The organism is Pseudomonas sp. H3_D04, assembly GCF_054669175.1.
The window spans coordinates 2,624,337-2,640,346 of the sequence record NZ_CP162801.1 but is presented as its reverse complement, the minus strand read 5'-3'; the positions used below and the strand labels follow the sequence as shown (position 1 = coordinate 2,640,346).

The 16,010-nt window shown below is 60.2% G+C and carries 13 protein-coding genes; 9 read left to right on the top strand and 4 right to left on the bottom strand.

Going from position 1 to position 16,010, the window contains the following annotated elements; all coding sequences use genetic code 11:
• Positions 1-43: 43 nt before the first annotated feature.
• From ubiU to ubiT, 3 genes are read left to right on the top strand one after another with little or no spacing between them, the layout of a single operon-like run.
• Positions 44-1,039, top strand: coding sequence for a ubiquinone anaerobic biosynthesis protein UbiU (ubiU, locus tag AB4N91_RS12270; protein WP_169857757.1), 996 nt, complete (start codon positions 44-46; stop codon positions 1,037-1,039).
• Positions 1,040-1,049: 10 nt separating this feature from the next.
• Positions 1,050-1,940 carry a U32 family peptidase gene (locus AB4N91_RS12265; RefSeq protein WP_083376770.1) on the top strand — a complete coding sequence of 297 codons (891 nt, stop codon included), beginning with the start codon at positions 1,050-1,052 and terminating at the stop codon, positions 1,938-1,940.
• On the top strand, positions 1,934-2,404 hold the full coding sequence (gene ubiT, locus AB4N91_RS12260; RefSeq protein ID WP_010460215.1) for a ubiquinone anaerobic biosynthesis accessory factor UbiT: 471 nt from the start codon (positions 1,934-1,936) through the stop codon (positions 2,402-2,404). The genes AB4N91_RS12265 and ubiT overlap by 7 nt, the downstream gene beginning before the upstream one ends.
• A gap of 135 nt (positions 2,405-2,539) precedes the next feature.
• On the opposite strand, the gene AB4N91_RS12255 is transcribed toward ubiT, so the two are convergent.
• From AB4N91_RS12255 to AB4N91_RS12240, 4 genes are all read right to left on the bottom strand, one after another.
• The gene (locus AB4N91_RS12255) at positions 2,540-2,926 is read right to left on the bottom strand and encodes a putative zinc-binding protein (protein ID WP_102593695.1); all 387 of its coding nucleotides are present in this window, start codon (positions 2,924-2,926) and stop codon (positions 2,540-2,542) included.
• Between the two features lie 74 nt (positions 2,927-3,000).
• The gene (locus AB4N91_RS12250; protein ID WP_010460219.1) at positions 3,001-3,675 is read right to left on the bottom strand and encodes a Crp/Fnr family transcriptional regulator; all 675 of its coding nucleotides are present in this window, start codon (positions 3,673-3,675) and stop codon (positions 3,001-3,003) included.
• A gap of 86 nt (positions 3,676-3,761) precedes the next feature.
• Positions 3,762-4,409 (bottom strand): two-component system response regulator NarL, encoded by a 648-nt coding sequence (narL, locus tag AB4N91_RS12245; RefSeq protein WP_010460222.1) that lies wholly within the window; start codon positions 4,407-4,409, stop codon positions 3,762-3,764.
• Entirely contained in the window at positions 4,406-6,208 is a 1,803-nt protein-coding gene (locus AB4N91_RS12240) for a HAMP domain-containing protein (protein WP_077748433.1), read from the bottom strand. Before AB4N91_RS12240 ends, narL begins: the two co-directional genes overlap by 4 nt.
• Before the next feature lie 304 nt (positions 6,209-6,512).
• Here AB4N91_RS12240 and AB4N91_RS12235 point away from each other — a divergent pair, with 304 nt between their 5' ends.
• The 6 genes from AB4N91_RS12235 (at position 6,513) to narI (ending at position 16,006) form a co-directional block, all read left to right on the top strand.
• The gene (locus AB4N91_RS12235; RefSeq protein WP_077748434.1) at positions 6,513-7,817 is read left to right on the top strand and encodes an MFS transporter; all 1,305 of its coding nucleotides are present in this window, start codon (positions 6,513-6,515) and stop codon (positions 7,815-7,817) included.
• Complete coding sequence (locus AB4N91_RS12230; RefSeq protein WP_077748435.1) at positions 7,795-9,192, top strand: NarK family nitrate/nitrite MFS transporter; 1,398 nt, start codon at positions 7,795-7,797, stop codon at positions 9,190-9,192. Before AB4N91_RS12235 ends, AB4N91_RS12230 begins: the two co-directional genes overlap by 23 nt.
• Before the next feature lie 69 nt (positions 9,193-9,261).
• Entirely contained in the window at positions 9,262-13,035 is a 3,774-nt protein-coding gene (locus AB4N91_RS12225) for a nitrate reductase subunit alpha (protein ID WP_102593693.1), read from the top strand.
• 1 nt (position 13,036) lies between these two features.
• Positions 13,037-14,575 (top strand): nitrate reductase subunit beta, encoded by a 1,539-nt coding sequence (narH, locus tag AB4N91_RS12220; RefSeq protein ID WP_010460230.1) that lies wholly within the window; start codon positions 13,037-13,039, stop codon positions 14,573-14,575.
• 2 nt (positions 14,576-14,577) lie between these two features.
• Complete coding sequence (gene narJ / locus AB4N91_RS12215) at positions 14,578-15,333, top strand: nitrate reductase molybdenum cofactor assembly chaperone (RefSeq protein WP_010460232.1); 756 nt, start codon at positions 14,578-14,580, stop codon at positions 15,331-15,333.
• Complete coding sequence (narI, locus tag AB4N91_RS12210; protein ID WP_010460234.1) at positions 15,326-16,006, top strand: respiratory nitrate reductase subunit gamma; 681 nt, start codon at positions 15,326-15,328, stop codon at positions 16,004-16,006. Before narJ ends, narI begins: the two co-directional genes overlap by 8 nt.
• Positions 16,007-16,010 lie beyond the last annotated feature (4 nt).

The following is a 16,010-nucleotide window of genomic DNA, read 5'->3' as shown; positions in this document are numbered from 1 at the left end:
CATCGAGGGAGGGTCCAGACGCGTTTTTCCATGAGGATTACCCATGCAACTGGTCTGCCCGGCAGGCAACCTGCCTGCGCTGAAAGCGGCGGTGCGCCAAGGCGCCGATGCCGTTTATGTCGGTTTTCGCGATGACACCAATGCCCGGCATTTTGCAGGGCTGAACATGGACCACAAACAATTCGACGCGGCGGTCGCCCACATCCGTCAGCACCAACGCAAACTCTACGTCGCGGTCAACACCTACCCGCAACCCAAGGGCTGGGAACGCTGGCAGCGCGCGGTTGATCGCGCCGCCGATTTTGGTGTGGATGCGCTGATCGCCGCCGACCCCGGCGTACTCAACTACGCCAGCCAGCGGCATCCGCAACTGGCGCTGCACCTGTCGGTGCAGGGCTCGGCGACCCATGCCGCGGCCCTGGAGTTTTATGCGCAGCGCTACGGAATTCGTCGCGCGGTTCTGCCACGGGTGTTGTCGTTGGCGCAGGTGCGCCAGGTCGCTGCGAGCAGCCCGGTGCCCATCGAAGTCTTTGGCTTCGGCAGCTTGTGCATCATGGCTGAAGGGCGTTGCCATCTGTCTTCGTACATTACCGGTGAGTCGCCGAACCTCTGTGGCGTCTGTTCGCCGGCCAAAGCGGTGCGCTGGAGCGAAGACGCCGACGGCTTGAGCGCACGGCTCAGTGAAGTGCTGATCGACCGTTACACCCCTGAGGAACCCGCCGGTTATCCGACCTTGTGCAAAGGCCGTTTCCTGGTCGGCGGCAAACGCTTTCATGCGCTGGAAGAACCCACCAGCCTCGACACCCTGGACTTGCTGCCGGAATTGACGGCCATCGGCGTCGAGGCGGTCAAAATCGAGGGCCGGCAACGCAGCCCGGCGTATGTCGAACAAGTCACCCGTGTCTGGCGTGCGGCGCTGGATGCCCATCGTGGCTCGCCGGGCAGTTTTCGGGTCAAGGAGGAATGGCGCCGGGTGTTGGCCGGTTTGTCCGAAGGCAGCCAGACCACTTTGGGTGCTTACCATCGATCATGGCAATGAGGGAGGCGACATGAAGCTCAGCCTTGGACCGGTCCTGTTTTATTGGGACAAAGCGCAACTCAGCAACTTTTACGCCGAGATGTCGGCCTTGCCCCTGGATGTGATTTATCTGGGGGAAACCGTGTGCTCGAAACGCCGGTCATTTTCATTGGATCAATGGTTGGGGCTGGGGCGCGAGTTACAAGACTGCAGCCAGGCACAACTGGTTCTCTCCAGCCTGACGCTTATCGAAGCGGCCTCCGAACTCTCTAGCCTGCGGCGGCTCTGCGACAACGGCCAACTGTTGGTGGAAGCCAACGACATGGGCGCGGTGCAGTTTCTGGCCGAGCGCAAGTTGCCGTTCGTGGGCGGTCCTGCGCTGAATGTGTACAACGGGCATACGCTCACGCAACTGCTGGACGGCGGGATGACCCGTTGGGTGCCGCCCGTGGAGTGTTCGGCGACGCTGATTAGCGATGTGCTCGATCAGGTGCGGGAACTGGGTCGAGAGGTCCCGGAAGTCGAAGTCTTTGCTTACGGGCATTTGCCGTTGGCCTATTCCGCACGCTGCTTCACCGCGCGGGCGGAAAACCGGCCCAAGGACGACTGCCAGTTTTGCTGCATCAACTACCCCGACGGCCTGCCGCTGACCAGTCAGGAAGGGCAAGCACTGTTCACCATTAACGGCATTCAAACAATGTCGGCCGAGGTGACCAATCTCCTGGCAGATTACGCGGGGCTGGTGGCCTGCGGCGCTGATTTGTTGCGACTGAGCCCTCGTTATCAAGGCATGGCGCAGGTCATTGCCGCCTATCAACGGGTTCGTCTGGGCGAGACACCGCCGGTGTTCGTCGACGGTTGTAACGGTTACTGGCATGGCCAGGCCGGCATGTTGCGCATCGAGGAGGTCGGCTTGTGTTGAATCGGAAGAAGTGGCTGCTCAAAGGCGCCGACCGGTTGTTGCCGTTGGTGCGCCGGGTGCCTTTTGCAGTGCAGCGTCTGGCGTTGCAGCAGGCGTTGAATCGTTGCCTTGCCGAGCCGTTGCGCGACGGCGAGTTTGAAGTGTTGCGTGGGCGCTGGTTGTGCCTGCGGATTCCGGATTTGGGCTTGTCCTGGTATTTGACGCTGACCCGTCAAGGGTTGCGAATTGCCGAGCATGCCACGGCGCATGTGACCATCAGCGGTAACTGGCGCGAGTTTTTATTGCTGGCCAGCCGTCAGGAGGATCCGGATACGTTGTTCTTTCGCAGGCGTTTGGTGATTGAGGGTGATACGGAGTTGGGGCTGGCGCTGAAGAACCTGATCGACAGCCTCGATCCCGACGTGTTGCCTGTGTGGCTGTGGCGCAATCTGGAGCGGGCAGGGAAGGGGTTGGCGACGGTTTGACCCACACAGATTAACTGTGCGAGCGAGCTTGCTCGCGAAGGGGCCAGTCCATCCATATGGAGGCTGACTGACACGCCGCCTTCGCGAGCAGGCGCGCTCCCCCTGTTGGATTTTCGGTGGCTGTCAGACCATCGTTTACTGGCGTTTTTCATGCTGGCGAGCATCACTCGCAATCAACTGCCTGATCTCTTCGAACAACTCATCCCCCTGCGCTGGCGTGCAATCCTCGCCATTGCGTTTACGCAACCCGTAATGGCTAAGAATCAAGTGCACGTTCGCGTGCAGGCCATGTTGCTTCAGGCAGTTTTCGACGCATTGCAGCGGGCAGCCGTCCAGCGCAAAAATCCGCCGTCCCGAGCGGGCCTTGTTGACCAGCGCCGCCACATGCCCGCCAACACCGACGATGCAGGACATTTCCGCCAGTCCGCTGCGATCAAGGCGCACCGCCAGGGTATTGGCCAGTTGGGCAACGTTGGAGCAGCCTGAGCAGGCATAAATCAGCGGCAAGGTTGAACGTGGCATCAGCACTCTCCATGGATGGACTTCTTCAGTCTGCAAGAGCGGTGGCATTGCGCATTGACGGCGGTCAATTACGACTATTGGAAGGCCGCGAGATCCTCTTCGGCGAGGATGCTGATATTGCGGCGTTCCATCGCGATCAGGCCGCTGTCCACCAGGCGGTGCAAGATCCGCGAAAAGGTTTCCGGCTGAATGCCCAGCTTCGAGGCCACCAGGCGTTTGGACACCTGCAACACAATCAAACCGCTGACCGGGTTGCGTTCCTGCAACAGGAAATTGATCACCCGGCGGCTCGCACTGGCCATGGTCAAGGTGTCGATGTCGCGCAGACGCAGGTGCAGGTGCACGCTCATGCTCGCCAGGATCGCCAGGCAGACTTTCGGCTGATCTTCCAGGGCATTGCGGTAGTGGTTGCCCTCGATACTCACCAGTACGCTGTCTTTCAGCGCCGTGGCGCTGACCGGGTAGAGACGGGCCTGGCTGAACAGTAAGGCTTCGGCAAAGGTCTGGCCCGGCTGGATGATCTCCACCAGATTCTCCTGGCCCTCGCCGGTCAGCCGATACAACTTGATCTGGCCGCTGACCAACAGGAAGAAACGCTTGGCCGGATCCCCTTGGTGCATGAGTGTGCTGTGACAACTCAGGCGCTTGAGCATCGCCAGGCCGCAGACTTCCTCGAAGATTTTCTCCGGTAGTTGGCTGAACAGATGGTGACGGCGCAACGTTAAAACGATGGAAGGGTGGGTCAGCATGGCGTACCTCCGCTGACGCTCATAGTAGAGAGCGTCGGCCGGATGACCTATGCCTCTGCCGGCCTACCTCCAAAGAGGCATACCCGTCATCCGGCATTGCGCAGATGTTCCATGGCCCATACGGCGGCCTCGACCCGCGAGCGCAAGCCGAGTTTGTGCAGCAGGTTTTTCACATGAACCTTGACCGTCCCTTCAGTGATGCCGAGCTTGTGCCCGATGACTTTGTTGCTGAAGCCGCTGGCGATGGTTTTCAGCACCTGACGTTCACGCTCGGTCAGTTCCACCACGGTCTGGCGCTGGGGTGAGCGCAGTGCCTGGGCCATGACCTGGGTCAGCCCCGGGCTGATCACCAATTCGCCGTTCAAGGCATTGCGGATGTACTGAATCAACAGTTCGGGCTCCATGTCCTTGAGGAGGTAGCCGTCGGCATCCAGACGCAGTGCGTCGCGAATATCGTCTTCGGCATCCGAGACCGTGAACAGCAGCACCTTGCCGGTGTAGTGCATCGCCCGTAACTGGCGCAGGGTTTCAATGCCATTCATCACCGGCATGTTGTTATCGAGCAACACCAGATCCGGTTGCAGCGGCTCGATCAGTCCGAGCGCTTCTTCACCGTTGCTGGCTTCACCGACGATCAGGAAATCATCTTCGAGTTCGAGCATCTGGCGGATGCCGTGACGCATCATCGGATGGTCATCGACCAGCAGGATGGTGTGTTGCAGGGATGGGTTCATGTGACGCTACCTTCTGTTTTTTGTCCCAGAAACTCCGGTTGGAATTCCAGTTGGACACGGGTGCCTTGCGGCTCCCTGGAGACTATTTCGAGTTGGCCGCGCAAGCTGCGGGCCCGCTCATCCATGATTTTTAGGCCGTGATGCTCGCGTTGGTCGACGTTGCCGCTGAAGCCACGCCCGTCGTCTTCGACGATCAGCCTCACGGTTTCACCGTCCTGACGCAGTTGCAGCCAGGCGTTTTGCGCATGGGCGTGACGCAGGCAATTGGAGAGCGCCTCGCGGGTGATCTGCAGAATGTGGATTTGTTCGCTGGCCGATAATTGAAAGGCCAGCGCGTCGACGTGCAGGTGCACCTGGCACTCCCCGCGACGGGAGAACTCTTCGGCGGTGTCCTTGAGCTCCTGCACCAGCCCCGCATCGTGAATCTGCAAGCGAAAGGTGGTCAGCAATTCGCGTAACTGGCGGTAGGCATTGTTCAACCCTTCGCGCAGTTCGGCGGTGACGTTTTCCAGGGTCTCGATCGGTTCGCCACGACGCATCAGGGTTTGCAGGCGGCTGACTTGCAGCTTCATGTAGGACAGGGCCTGGGCCAGTGAGTCGTGCAGCTCGCGGGCAATGATCGTGCGTTCGTCGAGCAGCAGCAGGCGATGATCCTGTTCCCGTTGGCGCTTGAGCGAGAGCGAGGTGCCGATCAGGTTGGCCAGGGCCTGGATCAGTTGGGTTTCCCAGGCTTGCGTCGGGTGTCCATCGACAAAATGCGCCTTGAGCTCACCCAGTTCGCTGCCCTGGTTGCTGATGCTGAAGGTTTGCGGGCTGGCTTTATGGTGCTTCTGGCACGTGGCGCAATCGCTGCTGGCGCAGACTTCGCGGATGTTGGCGCCATGCAGGGCGAGCAACTGTTGGGCCGGGGCCTGCAATTGACCTTGAAGGCACAGCGACAGGCGCAAGCCGGGCAGGCGTTGCTGGAAGCGCCGGATCAACTCATCCAAACCTTCGGCATTGGCCAGGCGTGTGGCCAGGCTTCGACTGCTTTGGTACAGCAATTCAAGGGCCGCATTGGCTTGTTGCAGGTTCAGGGTTTTTTGCTGCACCTGACTCTCAAGGGTGCGATGCGAGTCTTCGATCGTCTCGGCCATGGCGTTGAAACTCATGGCCAATTGGCCCAATTCGTCCTGGGACTGATGGTTGACCCGCACCTTGAAATCGCCACGACGAAAACGCTGGGTCGCGTCCACCAACTCTTTCAAGGGCGTGACCACGCCATATTGCAGTTCGTACAGCCCAAGCAGCAGGACGATCATCGTGGTGAACAGCGCCAAGCCCTGGATAACTTGTTGCCAGCCTTGCTTCTGTTCGCTTTGGCGCTGCAACAGGTCGACGAAATGGTTCAGTTGCTCAACGAAGGACAGGGCCTGGACCTGAAAATAGGCGGCATCACCGCGCTCCAGCGCCGGACGCAAATCCTCGTTCCATTGTTGCTGGATTTGCCCGTAGCTGATCTGCAGCGCAGTGGTCGGGCCATCTTCCAGCACGGCTTTGAGTGACTGGCTGTTTAGACGGGTTTGGAGGCTGTCGGTGATGGCGAGGATTTCTTCGCCGGTTGCCCCTGCGGCCAGTTTCCAGCTCAGGTGGTAGGTCTCCATGCGCACAGAGCCAGCGGTGTTGATGGCAGCCGCATCACCCTGGCTGAACCAGGCGATCAGTCCGGCGCTCAACGAACTGGCGAGGGCGAGCACGGCGATCAGGATCACGGCCAGCCCGGCGCGAGCGGGCAGGGAGCTGCGCAACCAGCGCATCATCAGCGCAGGTCCCGGAAAATTTCAGGAAAACAGAGCATGCGGAACCCCAGGTCAGGGCTTTGCCGCCGATCCCGGGCGCGCTACCTCTAAAGAGTTGTCGACTGATCCTTGTCAGCAAAAACCTTGGCGAAAAACCTTAAGACACTGATAAACAAACGGTTTCAGGGTTCTTCTGTACTACCTCCTTAGAGGTAGACCCCGCAAGCATAGGCCTATGCCCCCATGGGCTTCGTTGACGTAGGTCAAGTTTTTGCGGGGTTGGCCTCTCTAGTCTGCCGCCATGGCTAACTGACTGGAGAGCATTGTGACCGAACCCCGTGTACGACAAGGCCTGGTGCTGGGCATGAGCACATTGGCCTTCACTGTCTGCTTCATGGTCTGGATGATGTTTGCCGTGCTCGGGGTGCCGATCAAGGACCTTCTCCAGCTCAACGAAACCCAGTTCGGCCTGCTGGCCGCGACGCCGGTGCTGACCGGTTCGCTGGTGCGTCTGCCACTGGGGCTGCTGACCGACCGCTTTGGTGGGCGCAGCGTGTTCTTCCTGCTGATGCTGGCCTGCGTCGCGCCGCTGTACCTGATCAGTCACGCCACCGCCTATTGGCAGTTCCTGGTGCTGGGCTTGTTCGTCGGCCTGGCCGGCGGCTCGTTCTCGGTGGGGATTGCCTACGTCGCCAAATGGTTCGACAAGGAGAATCAGGGCTTCGCCATGGGCATCTTCGGCGCCGGTAACGCCGGAGCCGCGGTGACCAAGTTTCTGGCCCCGGCATTGATCGCTGCCGGCAGCTGGCAGTTGGTGCCGAAAGTTTTCAGCGCCATTCTATTTATCACCGCGCTGTTGTTCTGGTTCCTCAGCGCCGAGAACAAAAACCACCGCAGCGCTTCGGGCGCCACGTTGCGTGAGCAATTGAGTTCGCTGAAGGACCCGGCCGTGTGGCGCTACTGCCAGTACTACTCGATCGTCTTCGGTGGCTACGTCGCCCTCGCGCTGTGGATGACCAAATACTACGTACAGGAATACGGTTTCAGCCTGCAAAGCGCGGCGCTGCTGGCGGCCTGTTTTTCCCTGCCCGGTGGCGTGCTGCGTGCGGTCGGTGGCTGGATGTCGGATCGCTGGGGTGCGCAAAGCGTGACCTGGTGGGTGTTGTGGGTCAGTTGGATCTGTCTGTTCCTGCTCTCGTATCCCCAGACCCAACTGCAAGTGCAAACGATCAACGGCCCGGTGGATTTTCACATCGGCCTCAACCCTGCGCTGTTCACCGTACTGCTGTTCGTCATGGGCATCGCCTTCGCGTTCGGCAAGGCCTCGGTCTTCAAATACATCGCCAATGACTACCCGAAAAACATGGGTGCGGTGTCCGGCATCGTCGGCCTCGCCGGTGGCCTGGGCGGCTTCGTGTTGCCAATCCTGTTCGGCGCCCTGGTGGACCTCACCGGCGTGCGCTCTTCCTGCTTCATGTTGATGTACGGCGTGGTCTGGGTCTCCCTCACCTGGATGTACTTCAGCGAAATACGCAAAAGCCCGGTGCTGGGTAAAGCGCCGCTGCTGACACCGTCCCCGATTTCCAGCATTGCCCTAGGAGAAGAACATGTCCGTTCTGCAAAAGCCTGACAAAGGCCCGGTCATTCATGACTGGCGCCCCGAGGACCCCGCGTTCTGGGGAAGTAGCGGTAAACAGACCGCCACGCGCAACTTGTGGATTTCCATTCCTGCGCTGCTGCTCGCCTTTGCGGTGTGGATGGTCTGGAGCACGGTGATCGTGCGTTTGAACGCCATCGGTTTCTCCTTCACCACCGACCAGCTGTTCTGGCTGGCGGCGTTGCCGGGGCTGTCCGGGGCGACCTTGCGGATCTTCTATTCCTTTATGGTGCCGATCTTCGGTGGCCGTCGCTGGACCGCCCTGAGCACCGCGTCGCTGTTGTTGCCATCGATCTGGATGGGCTTCGCCGTGCAGGACCCGAGCACCTCCTACAGCGTGTTCGTGTTGATTGCGTTGCTCTGCGGTTTTGGTGGCGGCAACTTCGCGTCGAGCATGTCCAACATCAGTTTCTTCTATCCCAAGTCGCAGCAGGGCACGGCCCTTGGCCTCAACGCGGGGCTGGGTAACCTGGGCGTCTCGGTGATGCAGTTCTGTGTGCCGCTGGTGATTACCTTCGGTGTGTTCGGTTTCATGGGCGGCTCGCCGCAAGCACTGCCGGACGGCGGCCAGTTGTGGTTGCAGAACGCCGGCTTCATCTGGGTACCGTTTATTGTCCTGGTGACCGTGCTGGCCTGGTTTGGCATGAATGATCTGTCCAGTGCCCGGGCCTCGTTCAGCGAACAGGCGGTGATCTTCAAACGCAAACACAACTGGCTGATGTGCTGGTTGTACCTGGCGACCTTCGGTTCGTTCATCGGTTTCTCCGCCGCGTTTCCGCTGCTGATCAAAACCTCGTTCCCTGACGTCATTGCCTTGAAGTTTGCCTTTCTCGGTCCACTGGTTGGCGCTCTGGTACGGCCATTGGGTGGCTGGCTGGCCGACAAGCTCGGTGGCGCGAAAGTGACCTTGTGGAACTTCGTGCTGATGATCGTGATGGTCTTCGGTGTTCTGCACTTTCTTCCCGAAAGTGGCCAGGGCGGCAACTTCTACGGCTTCCTCGGCCTGTTCATGCTGCTGTTTATCACCACCGGCGTCGGCAATGGCTCCACCTTCCGCATGATCCCGGTGATCTTCCGCACCCAGCATGAGAAAGCCTCGGCTGGAAAATCAGCCGCCGTGCGCGAACAAGCGCTGAAAAATGCCGGTAAAGAGTCCGCCGCCGTCCTGGGCTTCAGTTCGGCCATGGGCGCCTTCGGTGCGTTCTTCATTCCCAAATCCTTCGGCTCTTCGATGGCCCTGACCGGCGGCCCGGAGATGGCCTTCTACATGTTCGTCGGCTTTTACCTGAGCTGCATCGTGGTGACGTGGTGGTGGTACGCGCGCAAAGGCGCCGCGACACCCTGCTGAGTCGAACCGAATCCAACCATTGCGTGGGCGGGGCACAGACTCCGCGACAAAGCCTGAGAGGACTACACCGTGAGTCATTTACTGGATCAATTGCGGTTTTTCAACCGCAAGCAAAACGAGTTTTCCGACGGTCATGGCGAGACCCGCAAAGAGTCCCGTGACTGGGAGAACGTCTACCGTTCGCGCTGGCAGTACGACAAGATCGTGCGTTCCACCCACGGGGTGAACTGCACCGGTTCCTGCTCGTGGAAAATCTACGTCAAGAACGGCCTGATCACCTGGGAAACCCAGCAGACCGACTACCCGCGTACCCGTAACGATCTGCCGAACCATGAGCCCCGTGGCTGTCCGCGTGGTGCCAGTTACAGCTGGTACATCTACAGCGCCAACCGGCTCAAGTACCCGAAAATCCGCAAGCCATTGCTCAAGCTCTGGCGCGATGCGCGGCAGACCATGGCGCCAGTGGAAGCCTGGGCCAGCATCGTCGAGGACAAGGCCAAGGCCGACTCCTATAAAAGCAAGCGTGGCATGGGTGGCTTCATCCGCTCCAACTGGGAGGAAGTCAACGAGATCATTGCCGCGGCCAACGTCTATACGATCAAGCAATACGGCCCGGACCGGATCGTCGGCTTCTCGCCGATCCCGGCCATGTCGATGGTCAGCTATGCCGCAGGCTCGCGTTACCTGTCGCTGATCGGTGGCGCCTGCCTGAGTTTCTACGACTGGTACTGCGACTTGCCACCGGCCTCGCCGATGGTCTGGGGCGAGCAGACCGACGTGCCGGAATCGGCCGACTGGTACAACTCCAACTACATCATTGCCTGGGGTTCCAACGTCCCGCAGACCCGTACCCCCGACGCGCACTTCTTCACCGAAGTCCGTTACAAGGGCACCAAGACGGTCGCGATCACCCCGGATTACTCGGAAGTCGCCAAACTCACCGACCTGTGGCTGAACCCTAAACAAGGCACCGATGCGGCGCTGGCCCAGGCGTTCAACCATGTGATCTTCAAAGAATTCCACCTGGACAAACCGAGCGCCTATTTCACCGACTACGCCAAGCGCTTCACCGATTTGCCGGTGCTGGTGCTGCTCAAGCAAATGGTCGACAAGGCACCGGGCGCCGGTTACCAGCCGGACCGTTTCCTGCGCGCCAGCGACCTGACCGACAACCTCGGCCAGGAAAACAACCCGGAATGGAAAACCATCGCGCTGGATGTCAGTGGCGAACTGGTGTCCCCTCAGGGCTCCATCGGCTATCGCTGGGGAGAGAAGGGCAAGTGGAACATCCTTCCCCGCGAAGGCGGCGAAGGCCGTGAGATCGATCTGAAGCTGAGCCTGATCGGCGATGACGTGGCCGAAGTGGCGTTCCCGTATTTTGCCGGCGAGTCCCACGAACACTTCCAGCACGTGGCCGGCGATGCCGTGCAATACCGCCGCGTGCCGGTACACAGCGTGGTGCTGGCGGACGGCAGTGTGGCCAAAGTCGCCACCGTGTTCGACCTGTCGGCGGCCAATCTGGCGATCGACCGTGGCCTGGGGGGTGAAAACGTCGCCAAGGATTACAACGACGCCTCGGTGCCCGGCACCCCGGCGTGGCAGGAGCAGATCACTGGCGTCAGCCGTGAGAAAGCCATCCAGATTGCCCGTGAGTTCGCCGACAACGCCGACAAGACCAAGGGCCGCTCGATGATCATCGTCGGCGCGGCGATGAACCACTGGTACCACATGGACATGAACTACCGCGGGCTGATCAACATGCTCATGCTCTGCGGGTGTGTCGGTCAGACCGGTGGCGGTTGGGCGCACTACGTGGGCCAGGAAAAACTGCGTCCGCAATGCGGCTGGCTGCCGTTGGCGTTCGGCCTGGACTGGAACCGTCCGCCTCGCCAGATGAACGGCACCAGCTTCTTCTACGCCCACAGTTCGCAGTGGCGCCACGAGAAGATGAGCATGCACGACGTGCTCTCGCCATTGGCCGATAAATCACAATTCCCTGAGCATGCCCTGGACTACAACATCCGCGCCGAACGCGCCGGCTGGTTGCCCAGCGCACCGCAACTCAACACTAACCCGTTGCACATTTGCCGTGACGCGGCGGCGGCCGGCATGGACCCGAAAGACTACGTGGTCAAGTCGTTGCAGGACGGTTCGCTGCGCTTCTCCTGCGAGCAGCCGGACAGCCCGGTTAACTTCCCGCGCAACATGTTCATCTGGCGTTCCAACCTGCTGGGCTCCTCGGGCAAGGGCCACGAGTACATGCTCAAGTACCTGCTGGGCACCAAAAACGGGGTGATGAACGAAGACATCGGCCAGGTCGGCGATTGCAAACCTGAAGAAGCCGAATGGGTGGATGAGGGCGCCATCGGCAAGCTTGATCTGGTCACTACGCTGGACTTCCGCATGTCCTCGACCTGCGTCTATTCCGACATCGTGTTGCCGACCGCAACCTGGTACGAAAAAGACGACATGAACACCTCGGACATGCACCCGTTCATTCACCCGTTGTCGGCAGCGATCGACCCGGCGTGGGAATCGCGTTCCGACTGGGAAATCTACAAAGGCATCGCCAAGGCGTTTTCCAGTATGTCCGAAGGGCACCTGGGCGTTGAGAAGGATCTGGTGACCATCCCGCTGATGCACGACAGCGTCGGCGAACTGGCCCAGCCGTTTGGCGGCACCGACTGGAAAAGCGACGGCGTGGCACCGGTGCCGGGCAAAAACGCACCGAATCTGCACGTGGTGGAGCGTGACTACCCGAACATCTACAAACAGTTCTCGTCCCTCGGGCCATTGCTGGAAAAACACGGCAACGGCGGCAAGGGCATCAACTGGAACACCGAAGACGAAGTGAAATTCCTCGGTGAACTCAATCACAAAGAAGGCGATGCCGGTATCAGTCACGGCCGTCCGAAAATCGACACGGCCATCGATGCCGCTGAAGTGATTCTGTCCCTGGCGCCGGAAACCAACGGCCAGGTGGCGGTCAAGGCCTGGGCCGCGCTGTCGGAATTCACCGGCATCGACCACAGCCACCTGGCGCTGTCGAAGGCCCACGAGGCGATTCGGTTTCGCGACATTCAGGCACAGCCGCGCAAGATCATTTCCAGCCCGACCTGGTCGGGTCTCGAAGACGATCACGTCAGCTACAACGCCGGCTACACCAACGTTCACGAAGGGATCCCGTGGCGCACCATCACCGGTCGCCAGCAGTTCTATCAGGATCACCCGTGGATGCAGGCATTCGGTGAACAACTGATGAGTTATCGCCCGCCGGTCAACACCCGCACCATCGAAGGGGTGAAAGGCAAGCGCAGCAACGGCGAGATCGAAATCGTCCTGAACTGGATTACCCCGCATCAAAAATGGGGCATCCACAGCACCTACAGCGACAACCTGCTGATGCTCACCCTCAGCCGCGGCGGGCCGATTGTCTGGCTCTCGGAGAATGACGCGAAAAGCGCCGGCATCGAGGACAACGACTGGATCGAGTGCTTCAACGTCAACGGTGCACTGACCGCCCGGGCGGTGGTCAGCCAGCGCGTCAAGGACGGCATGGTGATGATGTATCACGCACAGGAACGGATCGTGAACGTGCCAGGTTCGGAAACCACCAAGACCCGTGGCGGCCACCACAACTCGGTCACCCGCGTCGTGCTCAAGCCGACCCACATGATCGGCGGCTATGCGCAGCAAGCCTACGGTTTCAACTATTACGGCACGGTCGGTTGCAACCGCGATGAATTCGTCGTGGTGCGCAAAATGTCCAAAGTCGACTGGCTCGATGGTTCAAGTGGCGATGACCTGCCACGTCCGCTGCCGACCGATATTGAGGAGAACTGAGATGAAGATTCGCTCACAAATCGGCATGGTTCTGAACCTGGACAAATGCATCGGTTGCCACACCTGTTCGATCACCTGCAAAAACGTCTGGACCAGCCGCGAAGGCATGGAATACGCCTGGTTCAACAACGTCGAATCAAAACCCGGGATCGGCTACCCGAAAGAATGGGAAAACCAGGACAAGTGGAAGGGCGGCTGGATCCGCAACGCCAACGGCACGATCAACCCGCGCATCGGCGGTAAATTCCGCGTGTTGGCGAACATTTTCGCCAACCCGGACCTGCCGAGCCTCGACGACTACTACGAACCGTTCGACTTCGATTACCAGCACCTGCACACCGCACCGCTGGGCGAGCATCAGCCCACCGCGCGACCGCGTTCGCTGATCTCCGGCAAGCGCATGGAAAAAATCGAGTGGGGTCCGAACTGGGAAGAAATCCTCGGCACCGAATTCGCCAAACGTCGCAAGGACAAGAACTTCGACAAGATTCAGGCGGACATTTACGGCGAGTACGAAAACACGTTCATGATGTATTTGCCGCGCCTGTGCGAGCACTGCCTCAACCCGACGTGCGCGGCATCGTGCCCGAGCGGTGCGATCTACAAGCGTGAAGAAGACGGCATCGTCCTGATCGACCAGGAAAAATGCCGTGGCTGGCGGATGTGCATCAGCGGCTGCCCGTACAAGAAGATCTATTTCAACTGGAAAAGCGGTAAGTCCGAGAAATGCATCTTCTGCTACCCGCGTATCGAAGCCGGTATGCCGACCGTTTGCGCGGAAACCTGCGTCGGGCGCATCCGCTACCTCGGCGTGCTGCTGTATGACGCCGACCGCATCAGCGAAGTGGCGAGCACCGCCAATGAGCAGGACCTGTACGAGAAACAACTGGAGATCTTCCTCGATCCGAACGATCCGGCAGTGATTCGTCAGGCCCTGGCCGATGGCGTACCGCAATCGGTGATCGATTCCGCTCAGCGTTCGCCGGTCTACAAAATGGCCGTGGACTGGAAACTCGCCCTGCCGCTGCACCCGGAATACCGCACCTTGCCGATGGTCTGGTACGTGCCGCCACTGTCGCCGATCCAGAACGCCGCGACCGCCGGCACTGTCGGCATGAACGGGGTGATTCCGGATGTCGACAGCCTGCGTATTCCCCTGAAGTACCTGGCGAACCTTTTGACGGCGGGTGATGAAAAACCGGTCAAGCGTGCGCTTAAACGCTTGCTGGCGATGCGCGCCTACAAACGTTCCGAGCAAGTCGACGGCGTGCAGGACCTGCAGGTGCTGGCGGATGTCGGCCTGAGTGTGGCCCAGGTCGAGGAGATGTATCGCTACCTGGCAATCGCCAACTACGAAGACCGTTTCGTGGTACCGAGCGCCCACCGTGAAGACGCCATGAGCGACGCCTTTGCCGAGCGCTCCGGTTGCGGTTTCAGCTTTGGTAGCGGCTGCAGCGGCAGTTCCGACACCAACATGTTCGGTGCGAAGAAAGCCAACCGCCGCGACATCCTGAAAACCGTCCAGTTGTGGGAGGAATGAGCATGCAAATTCTCAAAGTGATTTCGCTGCTGCTCGATTACCCGACCGAGACACTGATTGGCGGTCGCGACGAACTCGAGCAAGCGATCATCCAGTCACGGGAAATCAGCCCCAAGCAACGCGGCGCGTTGTTCGAATTGTTGGAGTTGATCTGCGCCAATGACCTGATGGATGGGCAGGAGCACTACGGTGCGCTGTTCGGTCGAGGCCGCTCGCTGTCGCTGCTCTTGTTCGAGCACGTGCATGGCGAATCCCGCGATCGCGGCCAGGCGATGGTCGACATGATGGCGCAATACGAAGAAGCCGGTTTTGCCATCGGTGTCAAAGAGCTGCCCGATTACATACCGCTGTACCTGGAGTTCCTGTCCACCCGCGAAGACATCGAGGCCCGGGAGGGCCTGGCGGATGTGTCGCACTTGCTGGCCTTGCTCGCGGCGCGTCTGGAAGAGCGTGAAAGTGCCTATGCCAGCTGCTTCCGGGCGCTGCTGCAAATTGCCGGGGCCGAGCCGCATCAAGCGGTGGCCGACCTGCGGGCGCAGGTGGCGGCGGAGCCGCGCGACGACTCCCTGGAAGCCCTCGACAAGATCTGGGAAGAGGAGGCCGTGGACTTTCTCCAGGCCGAACAGCAGGACCGTTGCAGTGGACTGCCAAGCGCACCGGGCAAGGCCCGGGAAGAAAGCGCGGTGCCGTTGCACTGGGTGGATTTTCAGCATGAAGGGTTGGCCGTCGTGCCGGCCAAGGAGGTAGGCAATGTCTAAATGGAACCTGTTGTTGTTCGGGGTCTATCCCTACGTCGCCCTGGCGATTTGCCTGATTGGCAGCTGGGCGCGTTTCGATCTGTCGCAGTACACCTGGAAGGCCGGCTCGAGCCAGATGCTCAATCAGCGCGGCATGCGCGTGGCGAGCAACTTTTTCCACATCGGTGTGTTGTTCGTACTGGCCGGACACTTTGTCGGCCTGCTGACCCCGGCATCGGTGTATCACCACGTGATCAGCACTGAGAACAAGCAGTTGCTGGCGATGGTGTCCGGTGGCTTCTTCGGTCTGTTGTGCCTGATTGGCTTGCTGATGCTGGTCAATCGGCGGCTCACCGATCCACGGGTCCGCGCCACGTCCAGCCCCTCGGACATTCTGGTTCTGCTGGTGTTGCTGGCGCAGTTGCTGCTGGGGCTGCTGACGATCGTTGCGTCCACCGCGCACATGGACGGCTCGGTGATGGTGATGCTCGCCGATTGGGCACAGAACACCGTGTTGTTGCGTCCGGTGGAAGCCGCGGCGGCCATCGCGCCGGTCGGGTTGATCTACAAGCTGCATGTGTTTCTCGGTTTGACTCTGTTTGTGCTGTTCCCCTTCACCCGTCTCGTACACATGATCAGCGCACCGATCTGGTACCTGGGGCGTCGTTATCAAATCGTTCGTCAGAAGTACTGAGGAG

Coding starts and splice junctions, on each gene's coding strand:
- narH (WP_010460230.1), top strand. CDS start 13,037: ATGAAGATTCGCTCACAAATCGGCATGGTTCTGAACCTGGACAAATGC.
- AB4N91_RS12255 (WP_102593695.1), bottom strand. CDS start 2,926: ATGCCACGTTCAACCTTGCCGCTGATTTATGCCTGCTCAGGCTGCTCC.
- AB4N91_RS12230 (WP_077748435.1), top strand. CDS start 7,795: ATGTCCGTTCTGCAAAAGCCTGACAAAGGCCCGGTCATTCATGACTGG.
- narJ (WP_010460232.1), top strand. CDS start 14,578: ATGCAAATTCTCAAAGTGATTTCGCTGCTGCTCGATTACCCGACCGAG.
- AB4N91_RS12240 (WP_077748433.1), bottom strand. CDS start 6,208: ATGATGCGCTGGTTGCGCAGCTCCCTGCCCGCTCGCGCCGGGCTGGCC.
- AB4N91_RS12250 (WP_010460219.1), bottom strand. CDS start 3,675: ATGCTGACCCACCCTTCCATCGTTTTAACGTTGCGCCGTCACCATCTG.
- narL (WP_010460222.1), bottom strand. CDS start 4,409: ATGAACCCATCCCTGCAACACACCATCCTGCTGGTCGATGACCATCCG.
- AB4N91_RS12265 (WP_083376770.1), top strand. CDS start 1,050: ATGAAGCTCAGCCTTGGACCGGTCCTGTTTTATTGGGACAAAGCGCAA.
- ubiU (WP_169857757.1), top strand. CDS start 44: ATGCAACTGGTCTGCCCGGCAGGCAACCTGCCTGCGCTGAAAGCGGCG.
- narI (WP_010460234.1), top strand. CDS start 15,326: ATGTCTAAATGGAACCTGTTGTTGTTCGGGGTCTATCCCTACGTCGCC.